Annotated in this window: 12 protein-coding genes; 3 read left to right on the plus strand and 9 right to left on the minus strand. The window is 40.0% G+C overall.

Translation table 11 applies throughout. The features are described 5' to 3' along the window. Positions 1-74 precede the first annotated feature (74 nt). The 6 genes from AC2IOM_RS17530 to AC2IOM_RS17555 all read right to left on the minus strand — a co-directional run bounded on the left by AC2IOM_RS17530 (position 75) and on the right by AC2IOM_RS17555 (position 8,169). On the minus strand, positions 75-674 hold the full coding sequence (locus tag AC2IOM_RS17530; RefSeq protein WP_486360639.1) for a hypothetical protein: 600 nt from the start codon (positions 672-674) through the stop codon (positions 75-77). Further along, a complete protein-coding gene (locus tag AC2IOM_RS17535) occupies positions 671-2,479 on the minus strand; it encodes an NACHT domain-containing protein (protein WP_486360640.1) in 1,809 nt (602 codons plus the stop codon). Before AC2IOM_RS17535 ends, AC2IOM_RS17530 begins: the two co-directional genes overlap by 4 nt. A 164-nt stretch (positions 2,480-2,643) precedes the next feature. Next, positions 2,644-5,535, minus strand: a complete 2,892-nt coding sequence (gcvP, locus tag AC2IOM_RS17540) for an aminomethyl-transferring glycine dehydrogenase (RefSeq protein ID WP_486360641.1) — start codon at positions 5,533-5,535, stop codon at positions 2,644-2,646. A gap of 241 nt (positions 5,536-5,776) precedes the next feature. After that, positions 5,777-6,166, minus strand: coding sequence for a glycine cleavage system protein GcvH (gene gcvH, locus AC2IOM_RS17545; protein ID WP_010558681.1), 390 nt, complete (start codon positions 6,164-6,166; stop codon positions 5,777-5,779). A gap of 73 nt (positions 6,167-6,239) precedes the next feature. Then, positions 6,240-7,322, minus strand: coding sequence for a glycine cleavage system aminomethyltransferase GcvT (gene gcvT, locus AC2IOM_RS17550; RefSeq protein WP_421973375.1), 1,083 nt, complete (start codon positions 7,320-7,322; stop codon positions 6,240-6,242). 250 nt (positions 7,323-7,572) lie between these two features. Then, positions 7,573-8,169, minus strand: a complete 597-nt coding sequence (locus AC2IOM_RS17555; protein WP_486360642.1) for a hypothetical protein — start codon at positions 8,167-8,169, stop codon at positions 7,573-7,575. A 141-nt stretch (positions 8,170-8,310) separates the two neighbouring features. Between AC2IOM_RS17555 and AC2IOM_RS17560 the strand changes: the two genes are divergently transcribed. After that, positions 8,311-9,153 (plus strand): LysR family transcriptional regulator, encoded by an 843-nt coding sequence (locus tag AC2IOM_RS17560; RefSeq protein WP_372771467.1) that lies wholly within the window; start codon positions 8,311-8,313, stop codon positions 9,151-9,153. Between the two features lie 129 nt (positions 9,154-9,282). On the opposite strand, the gene AC2IOM_RS17565 is transcribed toward AC2IOM_RS17560, so the two are convergent. Genes AC2IOM_RS17565 through AC2IOM_RS17575 form a run of 3 tightly spaced genes read right to left on the minus strand, consistent with a single transcriptional unit; the run spans position 9,283 to position 12,447 of the window. Next, entirely contained in the window at positions 9,283-10,068 is a 786-nt protein-coding gene (locus tag AC2IOM_RS17565) for a class I SAM-dependent methyltransferase (protein ID WP_486360643.1), read from the minus strand. A 33-nt stretch (positions 10,069-10,101) separates the two neighbouring features. Next, positions 10,102-11,445 carry an NTP/NDP exchange transporter gene (locus AC2IOM_RS17570; protein ID WP_486360644.1) on the minus strand — a complete coding sequence of 448 codons (1,344 nt, stop codon included), beginning with the start codon at positions 11,443-11,445 and terminating at the stop codon, positions 10,102-10,104. A gap of 18 nt (positions 11,446-11,463) precedes the next feature. Next, positions 11,464-12,447 carry an SDR family oxidoreductase gene (locus tag AC2IOM_RS17575; RefSeq protein WP_486360645.1) on the minus strand — a complete coding sequence of 328 codons (984 nt, stop codon included), beginning with the start codon at positions 12,445-12,447 and terminating at the stop codon, positions 11,464-11,466. Between the two features lie 242 nt (positions 12,448-12,689). On the opposite strand from AC2IOM_RS17575, the gene AC2IOM_RS17580 reads away from it, so the two are divergent. Together AC2IOM_RS17580 and AC2IOM_RS17585 are read left to right on the plus strand one after the other, a co-directional pair. After that, the gene (locus tag AC2IOM_RS17580) at positions 12,690-13,787 is read left to right on the plus strand and encodes a sensor histidine kinase (protein WP_486360646.1); all 1,098 of its coding nucleotides are present in this window, start codon (positions 12,690-12,692) and stop codon (positions 13,785-13,787) included. A gap of 2 nt (positions 13,788-13,789) precedes the next feature. Further along, the gene (locus AC2IOM_RS17585; RefSeq protein WP_486360647.1) at positions 13,790-14,512 is read left to right on the plus strand and encodes a LytR/AlgR family response regulator transcription factor; all 723 of its coding nucleotides are present in this window, start codon (positions 13,790-13,792) and stop codon (positions 14,510-14,512) included. Positions 14,513-14,629 lie beyond the last annotated feature (117 nt).

A 14,629-nucleotide genomic window follows, 5' to 3' on the forward strand; every position in this document is an offset into this window, starting at 1 on the left:
TAACTCCCTTAAACATAGAAAAACACCCAAACTAAATCAAATTAGAGTGGGTGTCTTTGTTATTTTCAATTTCTTTATATTAAACTTTGCAAAACTACTATTAAGTTTTTAATGAATAAGACTGAGAGCAATACAATCCCAATACTAAAAAAAAGAAAAAACATACTTTGAGCTATTCTTCTTTGACTACTGTGAAAAGAATAAACAACCCAAAAAACTTCATTTAAATCATTCTTCAAAAAAGTAAAAACATTATTATTTTTTCCCATAGATAAAGTAAAAGTATTGTTCTCATCAATATCATTTGCAGTTGCAACATCTACAGAGTCTTTTAATATCGAACTTAGCTCTTCACTCTTCTTTCCATTTAAATTCTCTAGGGTCTTTGAAATATTAAAAACTGTCATGCCAAAACTTTCAAAATCACTAAAATTATTAACGTTTTTTATTAACTCAGGACATCGAATTTTATAAATTAATGAAGAGAGGAAGAAAGCTATTGCACTAAAATAAAGCAAAAGTAAACTATTTGGGGCAACCATAGTAAACTGCCAAAACTGATGATTTACGGTTTCTGAAAGTTTTGCTATTGCTGGTACAATAAAAATCCAAATAGCGCTCGAATTTATCAATTGACCAGTAGCTAGTGATTTTGCTATACCCCACATATTCATGCATACAAATCCTGTAATGAATCATCATGCTTTATGACTTGCTCAAACTTATGCAAGTCTTTGTAGATTTTGTCAATTACATTATCCCTTATTAGGTCATAAACATGATCTTTAAGATCGCCAGACACTAAACAAGACAGAAAATCGAAATAAGTAAATTTTGATAACGAAATGGCTTCATCACTTATTAGCAACTTTGAGAATGACTTCTGTAAGTTTTTATGTGGTTTGTCTAATTCTTTAAGTACATATGTGAGTAATTCGTGAATATAACCATATTCGTTCAAACTTAATATACGAGTTATTGCATAATTTTCGTTTGGCTCAGTAATAATTGATATAATGGAGTACTGTTTATCTGTGCTTTTTAGTTCAGTGGCTACTACACTACCAGCAAATATTTTATCAAGTAGGTTATTACTCACCGTTTCTCTATCTACATTTTTCTTTAAAAAATCTAGAATACTAGGCACATAAAAATATTTTGCAAATCGTATCTGATCAATATCAATCAGAAAAGACAACTCACCTTCAAAAGTTTTCCAATCCTTAATTCTGTTCTCATAGAACTTTTTAGCATTTTCTTCTGTTGATTTTTTTAAAAATCTAGCACTGAAATATTGTACTACACTTTCATGAATAAACTCATAATCCAAGCCATCTTCAACAATCAGACAAGCTATGTGCGTCAAGTCATATAAATAATCAGCAGGTTTTACTGTAAGAAACTTACAAATATTTAGTGCTTTACGTATCAATGAAATAATGTCATCTTTACTAAAAACTCTTATTTGGCTTTTCCGACTCAAATAACAGAGTGTAATAAATACCTCCTTTATTTCATCATCTGACAACTTAGATCTAGTAGATCTATCAAGGCTTTCCTTCATTCCATCATGCCTTGATAGTATTGCCGAGAAAAGGTCCTCATAAAATCCAAGTTTAGTTTTTGGTATTTTATAACGCCGTTGATAGACTAAAATGAACCAAGTAAGTAATAATGGGGTATCAAGAACGGTATAGTCAAACTCCTTAGAAGCTGCCATTTTCTCTAATATAGGTTTATAAAGGTTTTCCTTTGCTAAAATCTTCTTTATAAACCCTTCTTGATTCTCCTGATTAAGTAAAGAAATTGAATAATTTTTAAAATTCGGGTTAGTTTTAATCTCAGTATTATGCCTACTTGTCACTAACACTTTAGTATTTGGGTACATGCAACAAATATTAGTTAACATATCATTATAATCATTCCTCTCCTCGAGAGGGGTTTCGTCAAAACCATCAAAAAATAAAGATACGCCACCATTATCTAACAGGAATTGGAACAATTTTTCTGAACAACTGAAACCTAACGAGTTCAATTTCTCACGAGCCGAACTAATTAATTCTGAAGGTCTTTTAATCTTTCTAAGTTCTAAGAATATAGGAATTGATTCTCCCATATTTAGTTCTAAGAATTGCAGATACCTCAGAAGAATTGATTTCCCTTGGCCTAACCTTCCCTGGATCAAAATTCCATTATTACCATTAACTTTGATAAGTTCTATCAATTGAATAATTTTATTTTTTGTACATTGAACGGTAATGGGATAGAAAAAGTTTTGTACTTTATTTTTATCATCAGGATCAATAAATGTACTAACAAGCTGTTCATTTTTAAGCTTTTTATGAGCTGCTTTTAGGTTATTCTCATCTTCTAACCAACCCTGTAACTCAAATTTATTGGTTCTTTTAGCTTTCTCTAATAAAGAGTTTATTGTTACTTTTAAACAGGTTATGGGTTTATTAATTTTAACTTCTTTCATTTAACTTCCATTTAAAATGGTTAATTCTATATAGAAACTTAGATGTTCAACATATCTAAATAAATAATATAAATCAATAACCTAGGGTTCCTACCCCAATTCCCCAAACAAAAAAAGCAGCCATTAGGCTGCTTTTTATTACATTCTATAACTAAATCAGTTAATTACTCATCACGATACGTATCAACCGCAGGGCAAGAACAGATCAAGTTACGGTCACCGAACACGTCATCAATACGTGTTACTGTTGGCCAGAACTTGTCTTTTGCTACCGCTGGTACTGGGAATGCTGCGTAGAAGCGGTCGTATGCACGCTCCCACTCGTTGCCTAGTACGTCAGCTTGCGTGTGCGGTGCAAATACTAATGGGTTGTTTTCTACTGTCCACTCGCCTGATTCAACTTTTGCAATTTCCTTACGGATTGAGATCATTGCTTCAATGAAACGATCAATCTCTACTTTGCTTTCTGATTCAGTTGGCTCAATCATTAGCGTGCCCGCTACTGGGAACGACATTGTTGGTGCGTGGAAACCATAGTCCATTAAGCGTTTTGCTACGTCCATTTCAGAAATGCCTGAGCTTTCTTTAAGTGGGCGTAAGTCAACAATACACTCGTGCGCAACGCGGTTGTTTTGGCCGCGGTATAAAATTGGGTAGTGCTCGCTTAACTTTTCAGTTAGGTAGTTTGCATTCACAATCGCTGTTTCAGTTGCTTGCTTAAGGCCTTCAGAACCCATCATTGCAATGTATGCCCATGAAATAGGTAGAATTGCTGCTGAGCCGTAAGGTGCTGCTGATACTGCGCCGTTACCTTCAGTTGTACCCGGTACGTTAATAACGCTGTGGTTAGGCATAAATGGTGCAAGGTGCGATTTAACACCAATTGGACCAACACCTGGGCCACCGCCACCGTGTGGAATACAGAATGTTTTGTGTAGGTTAAGGTGCGAAACGTCAGAGCCGATAAAGCCTGGGCTAGTTACGCCAACCTGTGCGTTCATGTTCGCGCCGTCCATGTAAACTTGGCCGCCGTGCTGGTGAACAACGTCACAAATCTCTTTAATTGTATCTTCAAATACACCGTGGGTAGACGGGTAAGTGATCATGATACAAGATAGGTTTTCGTTAACTTCTTCTGCTTTAGCTTTAAGGTCAGCAACGTCAACGTTACCTTGCTTATCACACTCAACAACCACAACTTTCATGCTTGCCATTTGTGCTGATGCAGGGTTAGTACCGTGTGCAGAACTTGGAATTAAGCACACATTACGGTGACCTTCGCCGCGTGACTCGTGGTATTTACGAATTGCGATAAGACCTGCGTATTCACCTTGTGCACCTGAGTTAGGTTGTAGTGATACTGCATCGTAACCTGTAATGTTTACTAACCAGTCGTGTAACTCGTTAATCATTACTTGGTAACCTTCTGCTTGGTCTAGCGGGCAGAATGGGTGAAGGTTTGCAAACTCAGGCCAAGTGATTGGGATCATCTCAGCTGTCGCGTTTAGTTTCATGGTACATGAACCAAGCGAGATCATTGAGTGGTTAAGCGCTAAGTCTTTGTTCTCTAGGCGCTTGATATAACGCAGCATTTCAGTTTCGCTGTGGTAGCTGTTGAAATTAGGGTGCGTTAAGAATTCATCGTCACGTACTAGGCTAGCTGGAATACCTGTGATGTTGTCAGCAGTTACTTGTGCATCAAGTGCTGCAACGTCAAGGCCGTGGCCTGCGCCAAGGATGATGTCGAATAATTCAGCTACGTCTTCACGTGTTGTTGTTTCGTTCACAGAAACCGAGAACTCACCTGCGTGGTTAGTTGCAAAGTTAACTTCTGCTGCAAGTGCACGTGCAACTACTTCATCTTTGTTGCTGGTTACAGTGATGGTGTCAAACCAGGTGTCGTGCTTAAGCGAAACGCCTTTTGCTTTTAAGCCTGTTGCTAAAATGCTTGCAAAACGGTTAATGCGTGATGCGATTGTGCGTAGGCCTTCTGCACCGTGGTAAACCGCGTAGAATGCAGCCATGTTTGCAAGTAACACCTGCGCAGTACAAATGTTTGAGTTCGCTTTTTCACGGCGGATGTGTTGCTCACGAGTTTGCATCGCCATACGTAGTGCATCGTTACCTAAACGGTCTTTAGATACACCAATAATACGGCCAGGAAGTGAACGCTTATAAGCATCGCGTGTTGCGAAGAATGCCGCGTGAGGACCACCGTAACCCATTGGTACACCAAAGCGCTGTGCAGAACCTAATACTACGTCTGCGCCTAGTTTACCAGGTGCTTTAAGCAGTACTAATGACATGATGTCTGCTGCCACACAGGCAATTGCTTTTTTGCTTTGTACTTCAGCGATTAGGTCTTGTACGTCTACTACTTCACCTGTAGTGCTTGGGTATTGGAAAAGTGCACCGAAGATTTCGTGGTTTACTGCATCTGCTGCAGGGCCTACAACTACTTCAAAACCAAACTGCTCAGCACGCGTTGCTACAACGTCGATTGTTTGTGCGTGTACGTCTTCAGCAATAAAGAAAAGATTCGCTTTTTTCGCTTTAGATACGCGCTTTGCAAGTGCCATTGCTTCTGCAGCAGCAGTTGCTTCGTCAAGTAGTGACGCAGACGCAAGGTCAAGACCTGTTAAATCCATAGAAAGCGTTTGGAAGTTAAGCAGTGATTCTAAACGACCTTGTGCGATTTCTGGCTGGTATGGCGTGTACGCTGTGTACCAACCTGGGTTTTCTAACACGTTACGTAAAATTACGTTAGGTGTGTGCGTTGGGTGGTAGCCCTGACCAATGTAAGATTTGAAAATCTTATTTTTGCTCGCTACTGATTTTAAGTAGCTAAGTGTTTCAACTTCAGTGCGGCTTTCACCAATGCTAAGACCTTGCTCTAAACGAATACTTGCAGGCACGGTTTCGTTCATAAGCTCTTCAACACTTGATACGCCCAGCTCAGCTAACATTGCTGACATCTGGTTTGCGTCCGGACCGATATGACGGCGGATAAAATCTTGCTTTTGCTCAAGTTGTTCAAGCGATTTTACGTTTGACATGTGTCTAACTTCCTATGGCATTTACATACACGACTAGCTAACAATACTGTGTGCTCAGTAAAGTTAGGCAACCTTTCAAACAACCTTTATAAACGGTATGAATGATTGGTTTTACTAATCAAAAATTTAATAAATATTTAAAATTTTTATCTTTAAATAAAAGATTTAAATATTTACTGAGTGTAAAAACATGAAAAGCTCCAAAATTGGAGCTTTTCATTACAATTCGTTATACGAAGAATTAGTCTTCGTCGATCGAATTTTCGTAACCTTCTGCGTCTAGTAGGTTATCAAGTTCTGACTCGTCAGAAGCTTTGATTTTGAATAACCAACCGTCGCCGTAAGGGTCAGAGTTAACTGTCTCTGGAGAATCTTCAAGTTCTTCGTTGATTTCAACGATAGTACCTGAGATTGGTGCGTAAATATCAGACGCTGCTTTTACAGATTCTGCTACTGCACAGTCTTCACCTGCATCTACTTCGTCGTCTACGTCTGGTAGGTCAACGAAAACCATATCACCTAATAGCTCTTGTGCGTGCTCAGAGATACCTACTGAGTAAACACCGTTACCTTCAGCGCGAACCCACTCGTGTGAAGATGCATATTTTAAATCGGCAGGGATATTGCTCATTCTTATAAATCCTTCGGTTTAAATTAATTTAAATACCATAGTGGTATTTGGGGTATTAATACCCCATATCGATTTAGATTACTGATTTACCATTACGTACAAAGCACGGCTTAACAACTTTAACGTCTACCAGCTTTTTACGCATTTCAACTTGTGCAGTTTCGCCAGTTGAACGTGGAACACGCGCAAGTGCAATACTGTGACCAAGTGTTGGTGAGAAGGTACCCGATGTAATTACACCTTCACCGCCTTCCACTATAACTTTAAGGCCAGCACGCAGTACACCTTTTTCTTCAAGTACTAAACCTACTAATTTGTCAGTACTTTGTTCTTCGCGCTGCTTAGCAACCACGTCACGACCGATAAAGTCACGATCTGCTGGTTCCCAAGCTAGTGTCCATGCCATGTTAGCTGCAAGTGGTGATACCGTTTCGTCCATATCTAGGCCGTAAAGGTTCATACCTGCTTCTAAACGTAGCGTGTCACGTGCACCAAGACCTGCTGGGCGAACACCTGCGTCTAAAAGTGCTTGCCATAGCGCCTCTGCACCGTCGTTATGAACTACGATTTCATAACCTTCTTCACCAGTATAGCCAGTTGTTGCGATAAATAAATCACCCGCTTGTACGCCAAAGAATGGTTTCATACCTTCAACTGCAGCTTGTTGTTCTGCATCAAGTACTTTAGCAGTTTTTTCTTTTGCGTTAGGGCCTTGTACCGCAATCATTGCAAACTCTGGGCGCTCTGTAACTTCTACTTTGTAGTCAGCTGCAACAGCACCAATGTGTGCTAAGTCTTTTTCACGTGTTGCTGAGTTAACCACTAGGCGGTACTCAGTCTCAGTGAAGAAATAAATGATTAGGTCGTCAATTACACCGCCTTCGGCGTTAAGCATACCTGTGTATAACGCTTTACCTGCAACTTGTAGTTTTTCTACATCGTTAGCTACTAGTTTACGTAAGAAAGGTTTTGCATCTTCGCCTTTAACGTCAACAATTGTCATGTGTGACACGTCGAACATACCTGCGTCTTGGCGAACAGCGTGGTGCTCTTCGATTTGTGAACCATAGTTGATTGGCATTTCCCAGCCGTGGAAATCAACCATTTTTGCACCCGCTTCAAGATGCTTGGCGTGTAATACAGTTTTTGAAGTCATAATATTCCTACACTTTCAAATCTACCCGCACTCGGTGCGGCGTGGCTTCAACAGGACAATTGTCCGGTTGAGGGAATAACATGGGCGGCGATTATACCGAAACAATATGGCTTTCGCACCCAGAAAAGTTATAAGTTTTACGCATTATGTAATTAATTTATTTCAATAATTTTTATTTATTAAATTGATTACAACGCTAAATATAAAATAGCGGTAAATCTAACCGCCATTAAGTTTGTTAAGCCTTTGCTTAAACTAGTAATTCTGCTTGCTCGCTAAAGCCTAGTGCAATAAATCGACTTTGCCATTTAGCAAGTTCGTCGCTTTTTGCGACTAGCTCGTAGCCCTTGTGGCTTTCTAAATGGGTTGCCGTTAAAAACACATTACCCGCTTGGCGCGCGTATCTTTGCTGCTCACCGGTTAAAATAATGCCAGGTGTTAGTGCAAATTCGCTTAATACCGTTTTAAAGGCATTATCACCACGCAGTGCTAAAATGCGTAAATCGTTACGGGTGATCACATCAATATCGTGCGACTCTTCCCCTTCACTTAACGCAGCAACCAAAGCTGGCGCAATGTCGTTATCAACAAAAATACGAAACGCTAGTTCAGTAAAGTAGTAAAGCTCAAGCGCAATTTCATGGCCATTTACTTTTGCTGTGCAACGAAGCCCCATTCCCGGCACAGTTAAATGGCGTACATCACTGGAAATAAGTGTTTGTAAATACGGTAACGCAGCGCTGCCGGTTACATCAATAATGGTGCGATCGTTCATTTGCGCAATTTCGTTTGCGCCCGTGTATGCATTTTGATGGCTACCAAATAAGTGAGGCACCTGTGTTGTCATGCCCAATCTCCAGTGAAAATTAACAAGCAAAATTATGTTAGGCCACCTTGCAACAATCAAATTGTATTTTTTTATAAATTGATAAATAATACTAATCATCAAACAAAAATAAATTTCAAAATCTAATGTTTGGAGTGCTTTATGAAAAATATCCCTACTGATAGCTTGCGCACCTTAATTACTGTTGTTGAGGTTGGCGGTTTTGCCAAAGCAGGAGAATTGCTTGGTTTATCGCAACCTGCTGTAAGTTTGCAGATTAAGCGTTTAGAAGAGTTATTAGGTAACAAGCTGTTTAAAAAACAAGGCCAGCGCCAAGTGCTTAACCAGCATGGGGAAATTTTAATGCCACTGGCAAAGCAGTTGCTTCAAGTAAACGACACTATTTTGCAAACATTTAGCTCTGAAGTATTAGCAGGTAAAGTGCGTTTGGGTATTCCAAGTGAATTTGCAGCAACCGTATTGCCTGCCATTATTGGCGATTTTGTAAGCCTCTACCCTGATGTAGCCTTAGAGGTAAAATCAGAGCTCAGTAAAAAGCTGCGCCACAGCGATAACCGCGAACAATACGATTTAATATTGGCATTACTGGAAGGCCCTGAGCAGTCTAAATACCCTATTTTTATGGATGATGAACTAGTTTGGGTAGGTGATGTAAATAACATTAATACCGAAGTAGTTAACCTTATTGCTGCAGAAGAAGGCTGTATTTATCGCCGCCGCGCCATTGAAGCACTGGAAAAAGCGGGATTAAAATGGCGTATTGTGTATACCAATGCCGACCTTGCTGGCATTAGCGCTGCATTAAAAGAAAACTTAGGCATTACCGTACTTGCCAAACACACAGTACCAAACGACTTAAACTGGGCAAAATCCACCAGCCAACTGCCTGAGCTTGGCGAAGTAGGTATTAGTTTAATCAAACAAAGCGAAGAGTCGCACGCAGTTGATAAACTCGCAGAGTTTATTCAGTTACGATTAAAGTAACGGCTAGTTACTTTAATCGAATAAGTACTCACCTTATAAAAAGTAAAAGTAATGCTGATGTACGGCATTACTTTTGTATATGCACTTTTAATAACCACTATTAAATAAACACTGTTGCCAACGCTAATGTTACTCTGCTTTACCAAACTTTAAAATAAAACGACTGGTTTTACCTCGAATGCCTTTCGCGAATACCGATTGTTCCAAATCATCGTTTGGGTTTTGCAAATAAAAGGCTTCTTCTTTTAAAACAAACCCCAGTGATTGCAACTGATGCTTCACTAGATTTGCGTCAATTCTGTGTAAATCATTAGCAGCTTCATAACCAGAACCCGCCTTAGCATGATGATCAATAATGATCAGCACGCCTTCTGGTTTAAGTAAGTTTTTTATATGGCTAAAGGCCTCTCGATAATCCACAATCTTATCGCGCATAATTTGCCGTTCACCATTGCGATTTCGATGGGTGAAAAATAAGTCGTGATAGTTAATGCCCATAAACGCAATATCAATGCTTGACGAAGGCAGCGGAATCTCGTTTATTGCGACTTGGTCAAGGCGCATCATATTTTTGAGCGTTTGGCGCTTAGAGCGCGCCAACATCTCTTTTTTGCCAAAGCGCCAAGTAAGCGTATCGTTATGGGCATAGACTTTACCTTGCTCTCCCACAGCACGGGCGAAAAGTTCGCTGTACCAACCGCCACCAGCGTAAATATCAAGTATGGTCTGCCCGCTGGCAACGCCAACAAAACGCATTATTTGGGCTGGTTTTCTATTTGCATCGTGCTGTTTATCAACATCTGAGCGATTAGGTTCTGTTAACAGTGTTTGTAATCGAGAGAGTGAAAGCGGTTCATAAGCAATACATGAAAAGCTCACACAAACCATCATCAGCATAAAATAATTAACGTGCATCTTTTCTCCTTAAAAGTTTTTGGTTCACTCTCTTTAGGCATTGGAACGGCTTGCTGCTAATGGTGATAATTCAGCATTCTCTGTTTTTGATAAATGTGGGTTCGAATACCCTTTTCCGAGCAAAAAACCAAAAAACGCCCAAAGTGATGCGATACTCGCCCCCACCAGTGAGACTGCAAATAATCCAAGTCCTAAGCCATCGGTTAACCCCGCGAATAACATGCCACTTACGGCATCGCCGCCACGATAAACGGCTACATCAATTACCGGTTTTGCTTTAAAGCGTTCATCTACCGTTACTTGAGTAAACAGCATTTCTCTAGCAGGGCGGGTAAGTGAGTAGTTACCTGCACGGCGTACAATTTGAATCACCAAAATCACCATCACGCTTGGTGCAAATGCTAAAATCAATAAACCAGCCATTAACAAAAGTGGCACTAGCGCCAAAGACACACCTAGCCCTGCCTTTTTAACCAAGCGCCCAGAAACAAAGAACGCCATAACAAAGGTCAGCACATTCACAAACCAATCAATGCTTGCCAATATTTGTGTGCGCTCTGCCCGCGGAAAAGGTGCCAGTAATTGCTTTTGTTCAAAGTAAATAAATGAGCCTATAAACACATAGAGCAAAATAAATGCGGCAATGCCTAACAGTTTTGGATTTGAAATAAGTGATTTAAACCCACTTGCCCAGCCTTGCGCCAATGATGATGTTGTTGCATCAAAACTATGCTGCGTATTGTGAAGTTGCTTATGCTTTAAACGGTAAATATATAAAGTGAGAGGCACCACCAGCATTAAGGCCGATGCGGCAATTAACATAAGCTGCCCTTCATCTAATACACTGCCAAAAAGTGACGGAATAGACGGGCCGATAATCGCCCCTGCACTCGCGCCCGCTGCGATTATGGGAAATAAACGCGTGCTTTGTTTTTGATTAAAGGTGTCGGACATAAAGCTCCAAAACACCGAAATATGAAATAAGCTAAATGCGCTCACCCACACATAAAAGGCTTTTTCAATCAATACTGCGGAGGAAAATAGCGGCATTAACAAATAAAACGCGATAAAACTGCCTGCAAATAAGCTATAAACGGTTGGCACTATGTACTTAAACTTAAGCTTATCAATCGCAAAGCCATAAACAGAGACAATCACTAAGCTAATAACAAACTGCATATTCCATAAAAAACTCACCTCGCTGTCGCTCCAATCGCTGGCAAGGGCATCTCGCACTGGGCGCAGCACAAAATATGCCGCCATTAAAATAAACGCCATAATAAATGCCGCGAGTGTGGCGGTTTGCTCGTTCGATTTAACCTGCGATAAGGTGTTTAACAAACCTGAAATACTCAACTTACGTGTTTGACTGGTCATGCTATCACTCCTTACACGCTACTGATTTGCTTTGTCGATTTCGTGCGACAGCCACGCCAACATCTGTTTTTTATCAAACGTAAACGCATGTGAGGCATTAAGCTCTGCTACTTTTTTGAGCGTGTTTTTAATTGGCAACATGGCCTCTTGCTCGTTGGGTACCACTAGGTAGCGCAAATGGGGTGTTTCATCGAATAGGGCTTTAACAACCGCATTGGCAACATCATCGGGCGCCTTAAAACGGCTGCGATCAGGGTTGGTAAATTTGGCAAAACGTTTGTATTCATCCTGATAGCGCGAATTGGCAAAATGATGCCCTTGTTTTTCCAAGCGACGTTTCAGGTTTTTCATAATATTGGAATTGTAATTTCCAGGCGCAATAACACTGACTTTCACATCAAACTTACGCATTTCTGATGACAATGCCTCACTAAATGCTTCGATGGCATGTTTTGTCATGCTGTAAGGGCCGAACATGGTGCTCGACATTAGCCCTGAAATAGAGCCGATATTGGCAATGCGCCCTTTGTTTTCGATAATTAATGGCGCAAACGCCTTAGTGATTCGATATGGCCCCATTACATTTACGTTGTCTTGAAAATCAATGTCACGCTCTGAAATTTCAATTAATGGGCCAAACACCGCAACCCCTGCATTATTAACAAGGCCATGAAGCTGCTTGCCCGACGCTTTGACTGTGTTTACTGCTGCATCGATATCTGACTGAATGGTTACATCTAACCGTATTGCTTGCACATTTGTCAGTTGGTTCAATGCATCTATGTCTTTTTGCTTGCGTGCGCCAGCAAATACAAAGTGCCCTTGGCGTGCTAACGTTTCAGTGATTGTTCGGCCAATGCCTGAACTTGCACCAGTAACCAAAATGGCTTTTGGGTTTTGCACTGTTGCTGCTTTTGCATGTGATGCCTCAAGGGCGGCTTGTCTATCATCAGCAAATGCGATGTGTGTGGTTAAAATAAAAAGGGTGATGAGTAAACGCATAATAATGTCCTGCTATTAAAAGTAAAACTCAGTGTTATGGGTTTTCTTGCGCGTGTGTATTTACTCGACCAATCGCTTACAACTAGCGATTAAATTGGTGATATGAGCGTTTTGATAAAAAGCGATAGAAAAGCTGTTTTCGTCGACAGTAACAATACGCTTGTCTACACACTAGCCCTTTGATTTGTTATTAAGATATAGTGAAAGCGATAACCCAGTATATTCAGAGCTGCCAAACTAAGATGTTGAATAAGTTAAATAAAGCAAACAATTCCACAACAACGCTTACCAGCACACATATTTGGCTGTTAGCGTTTTGGATACTGGTGTTTTTACTGAGTATGGGGCCGCACTGGGAAAACTACGCATCATTTAAAGAAATAATAGAAACCATCGGCAGTATTGTGTTTGCGCAAGCTATTGTTGCATTTGTAACCTTAAAGTTCTTAGTGCCCAAACTGCTTGATAAAGACCAAACGCCCCTTTTTATCGCCGCGTTATTAGGTGCACTTTTACTTGGTGCGTACTGGGTGATTGCTGTGCGCTATTTTTATATCGAACCGAGTTACCCAGAGACCTATCAAAATTTGCTGTATGTTACGCAGGACCAAGGTATTCAGTATCGTTTATTTAGCTTTTGGGCATTGAAATACATTATCTTTTCGAAAATGCCGCAACTGTTTTTCCCAACAGCTGTATTAATGGCAAGGCAGTTTTACAAAAAACAAAGCTACATTTTAGAGTTAAAAGAGCAGAAAAACTTAGCCGAATTAGCCGCTTTAAAAAACCAACTAAACCCGCATTTTATTTTTAATACGCTTAACAATTTGTATTTATTGGCACTGAAAAAATCCGACCAAACACCGCAGGTAATAGAAAAGCTGGCTGATATTTTAGATTACGTGGTTTATCGCTGTAACGAGCGCTATGTGTCGCTTAATAGTGAGATTACACTTATACAAAACTACCTTGATTTAGAATGTATTCGTAAGTCAGATACACTCAAAGTGAGCTTTTCAAGCGAGATTAATTACCCCCACACTATCGCCCCTTTGCTGTTATTAAACTTGGTGGAAAACGCCTGTAAACACAGCACCAGTAATGAGCTGAATACCGCGTTTGTCGACATTGTGTTAACCTCAAATCGTGATGCAATCACCTTTGAGGTTAAGAACTCAATACCTGAGCACAGTGAAACCAGTAACGATTCGCCCAGTGTGGGCTTAACCATTATGACCAAGCAATTGGAAATGCTCTACCCTAACGCATTTTCACTCACCATTGATCATACCAAAAATAGCTATTTGGCTACCCTTACACTTAACATGGACATAAAGTAAGTATGGCAATTCAAACTCAACAAACACGCTATCGCTGCATCATTGTGGATGATGAAGCGCTTGGCCGCGAACTGATTGAAATGCACTTAGCGCAGTTTGCTGAATTTGAACTTGTTGCCAGTTGCAGCAGCGCCATTGAAGCACATCAATTATTGCAAAACCAAAGCGTTGATTTATTGTTTTTAGACATTGAAATGCCGGTATTAAAAGGCACTGACTTTTATCAAAACCTTGCCCATAAACCCTATGTGATTTTTACTACCGCGTATCGCGACTATGCTATTGAAGGTTTTGAACTTGATGCTGTGGATTACCTATTAAAACCCATTGTATTTTCACGCTTTTTTAAAGCCATAGAAAAGTTTAAGCAGCGCATAACTAACATACATCACGCTGAACCAAATGTGCCAACGCAACAAGCGCCAAATGCGATGTTTGTGCGTGAAAACCGTAAGCAAGTACGCATTGTGTTTGAAAACGTTTTGTATATAGAAGGGTTAAAAGATTATATAAAAATCTTCTTGCGTGATGGCAGCCATATTATCAAAAGCAGTATGAGCGCGTTTGAAAGCCAATTGCCGGAAAATTTTGCCCGTGTGCACCGCTCGTTTATTGTGAATGTAGACCACATCAGCGCTTATGCACATCAGTATTTAGAGCTGGGTGAGATAGAAATACCAATAGGCGAGCAATACCGTGAACATTTGAAAAATAAACTAGGTTAAAGGCGTTAAACCTTATTATCCCTTAAGTAATTTTGGCTATTGCAAACTACTCAAGCGCTACTTTTACTTATCAAGTATTCTCACTTGATCCCAATACACCAAGGTGTGTATGTTAAA

The organism is Pseudoalteromonas sp. NS-SX12 (assembly GCF_057367955.1).

Excerpts from the sequence above, each read along its gene's own strand:
- AC2IOM_RS17535 (WP_486360640.1), bottom strand. The coding sequence starts at position 2,479 with ATGAAAGAAGTTAAAATTAATAAACCCATAACCTGTTTAAAAGTAACA.
- AC2IOM_RS17580 (WP_486360646.1), top strand. The coding sequence starts at position 12,690 with ATGTTGAATAAGTTAAATAAAGCAAACAATTCCACAACAACGCTTACC.
- AC2IOM_RS17560 (WP_372771467.1), top strand. The coding sequence starts at position 8,311 with ATGAAAAATATCCCTACTGATAGCTTGCGCACCTTAATTACTGTTGTT.
- AC2IOM_RS17565 (WP_486360643.1), bottom strand. The coding sequence starts at position 10,068 with ATGCACGTTAATTATTTTATGCTGATGATGGTTTGTGTGAGCTTTTCA.
- AC2IOM_RS17585 (WP_486360647.1), top strand. The coding sequence starts at position 13,790 with ATGGCAATTCAAACTCAACAAACACGCTATCGCTGCATCATTGTGGAT.
- gcvP (WP_486360641.1), bottom strand. The coding sequence starts at position 5,535 with ATGTCAAACGTAAAATCGCTTGAACAACTTGAGCAAAAGCAAGATTTT.
- AC2IOM_RS17530 (WP_486360639.1), bottom strand. The coding sequence starts at position 674 with ATGAATATGTGGGGTATAGCAAAATCACTAGCTACTGGTCAATTGATA.
- gcvT (WP_421973375.1), bottom strand. The coding sequence starts at position 7,322 with ATGACTTCAAAAACTGTATTACACGCCAAGCATCTTGAAGCGGGTGCA.
- AC2IOM_RS17555 (WP_486360642.1), bottom strand. The coding sequence starts at position 8,169 with ATGACAACACAGGTGCCTCACTTATTTGGTAGCCATCAAAATGCATAC.
- AC2IOM_RS17570 (WP_486360644.1), bottom strand. The coding sequence starts at position 11,445 with ATGACCAGTCAAACACGTAAGTTGAGTATTTCAGGTTTGTTAAACACC.
- AC2IOM_RS17575 (WP_486360645.1), bottom strand. The coding sequence starts at position 12,447 with ATGCGTTTACTCATCACCCTTTTTATTTTAACCACACACATCGCATTT.
- gcvH (WP_010558681.1), bottom strand. The coding sequence starts at position 6,166 with ATGAGCAATATCCCTGCCGATTTAAAATATGCATCTTCACACGAGTGG.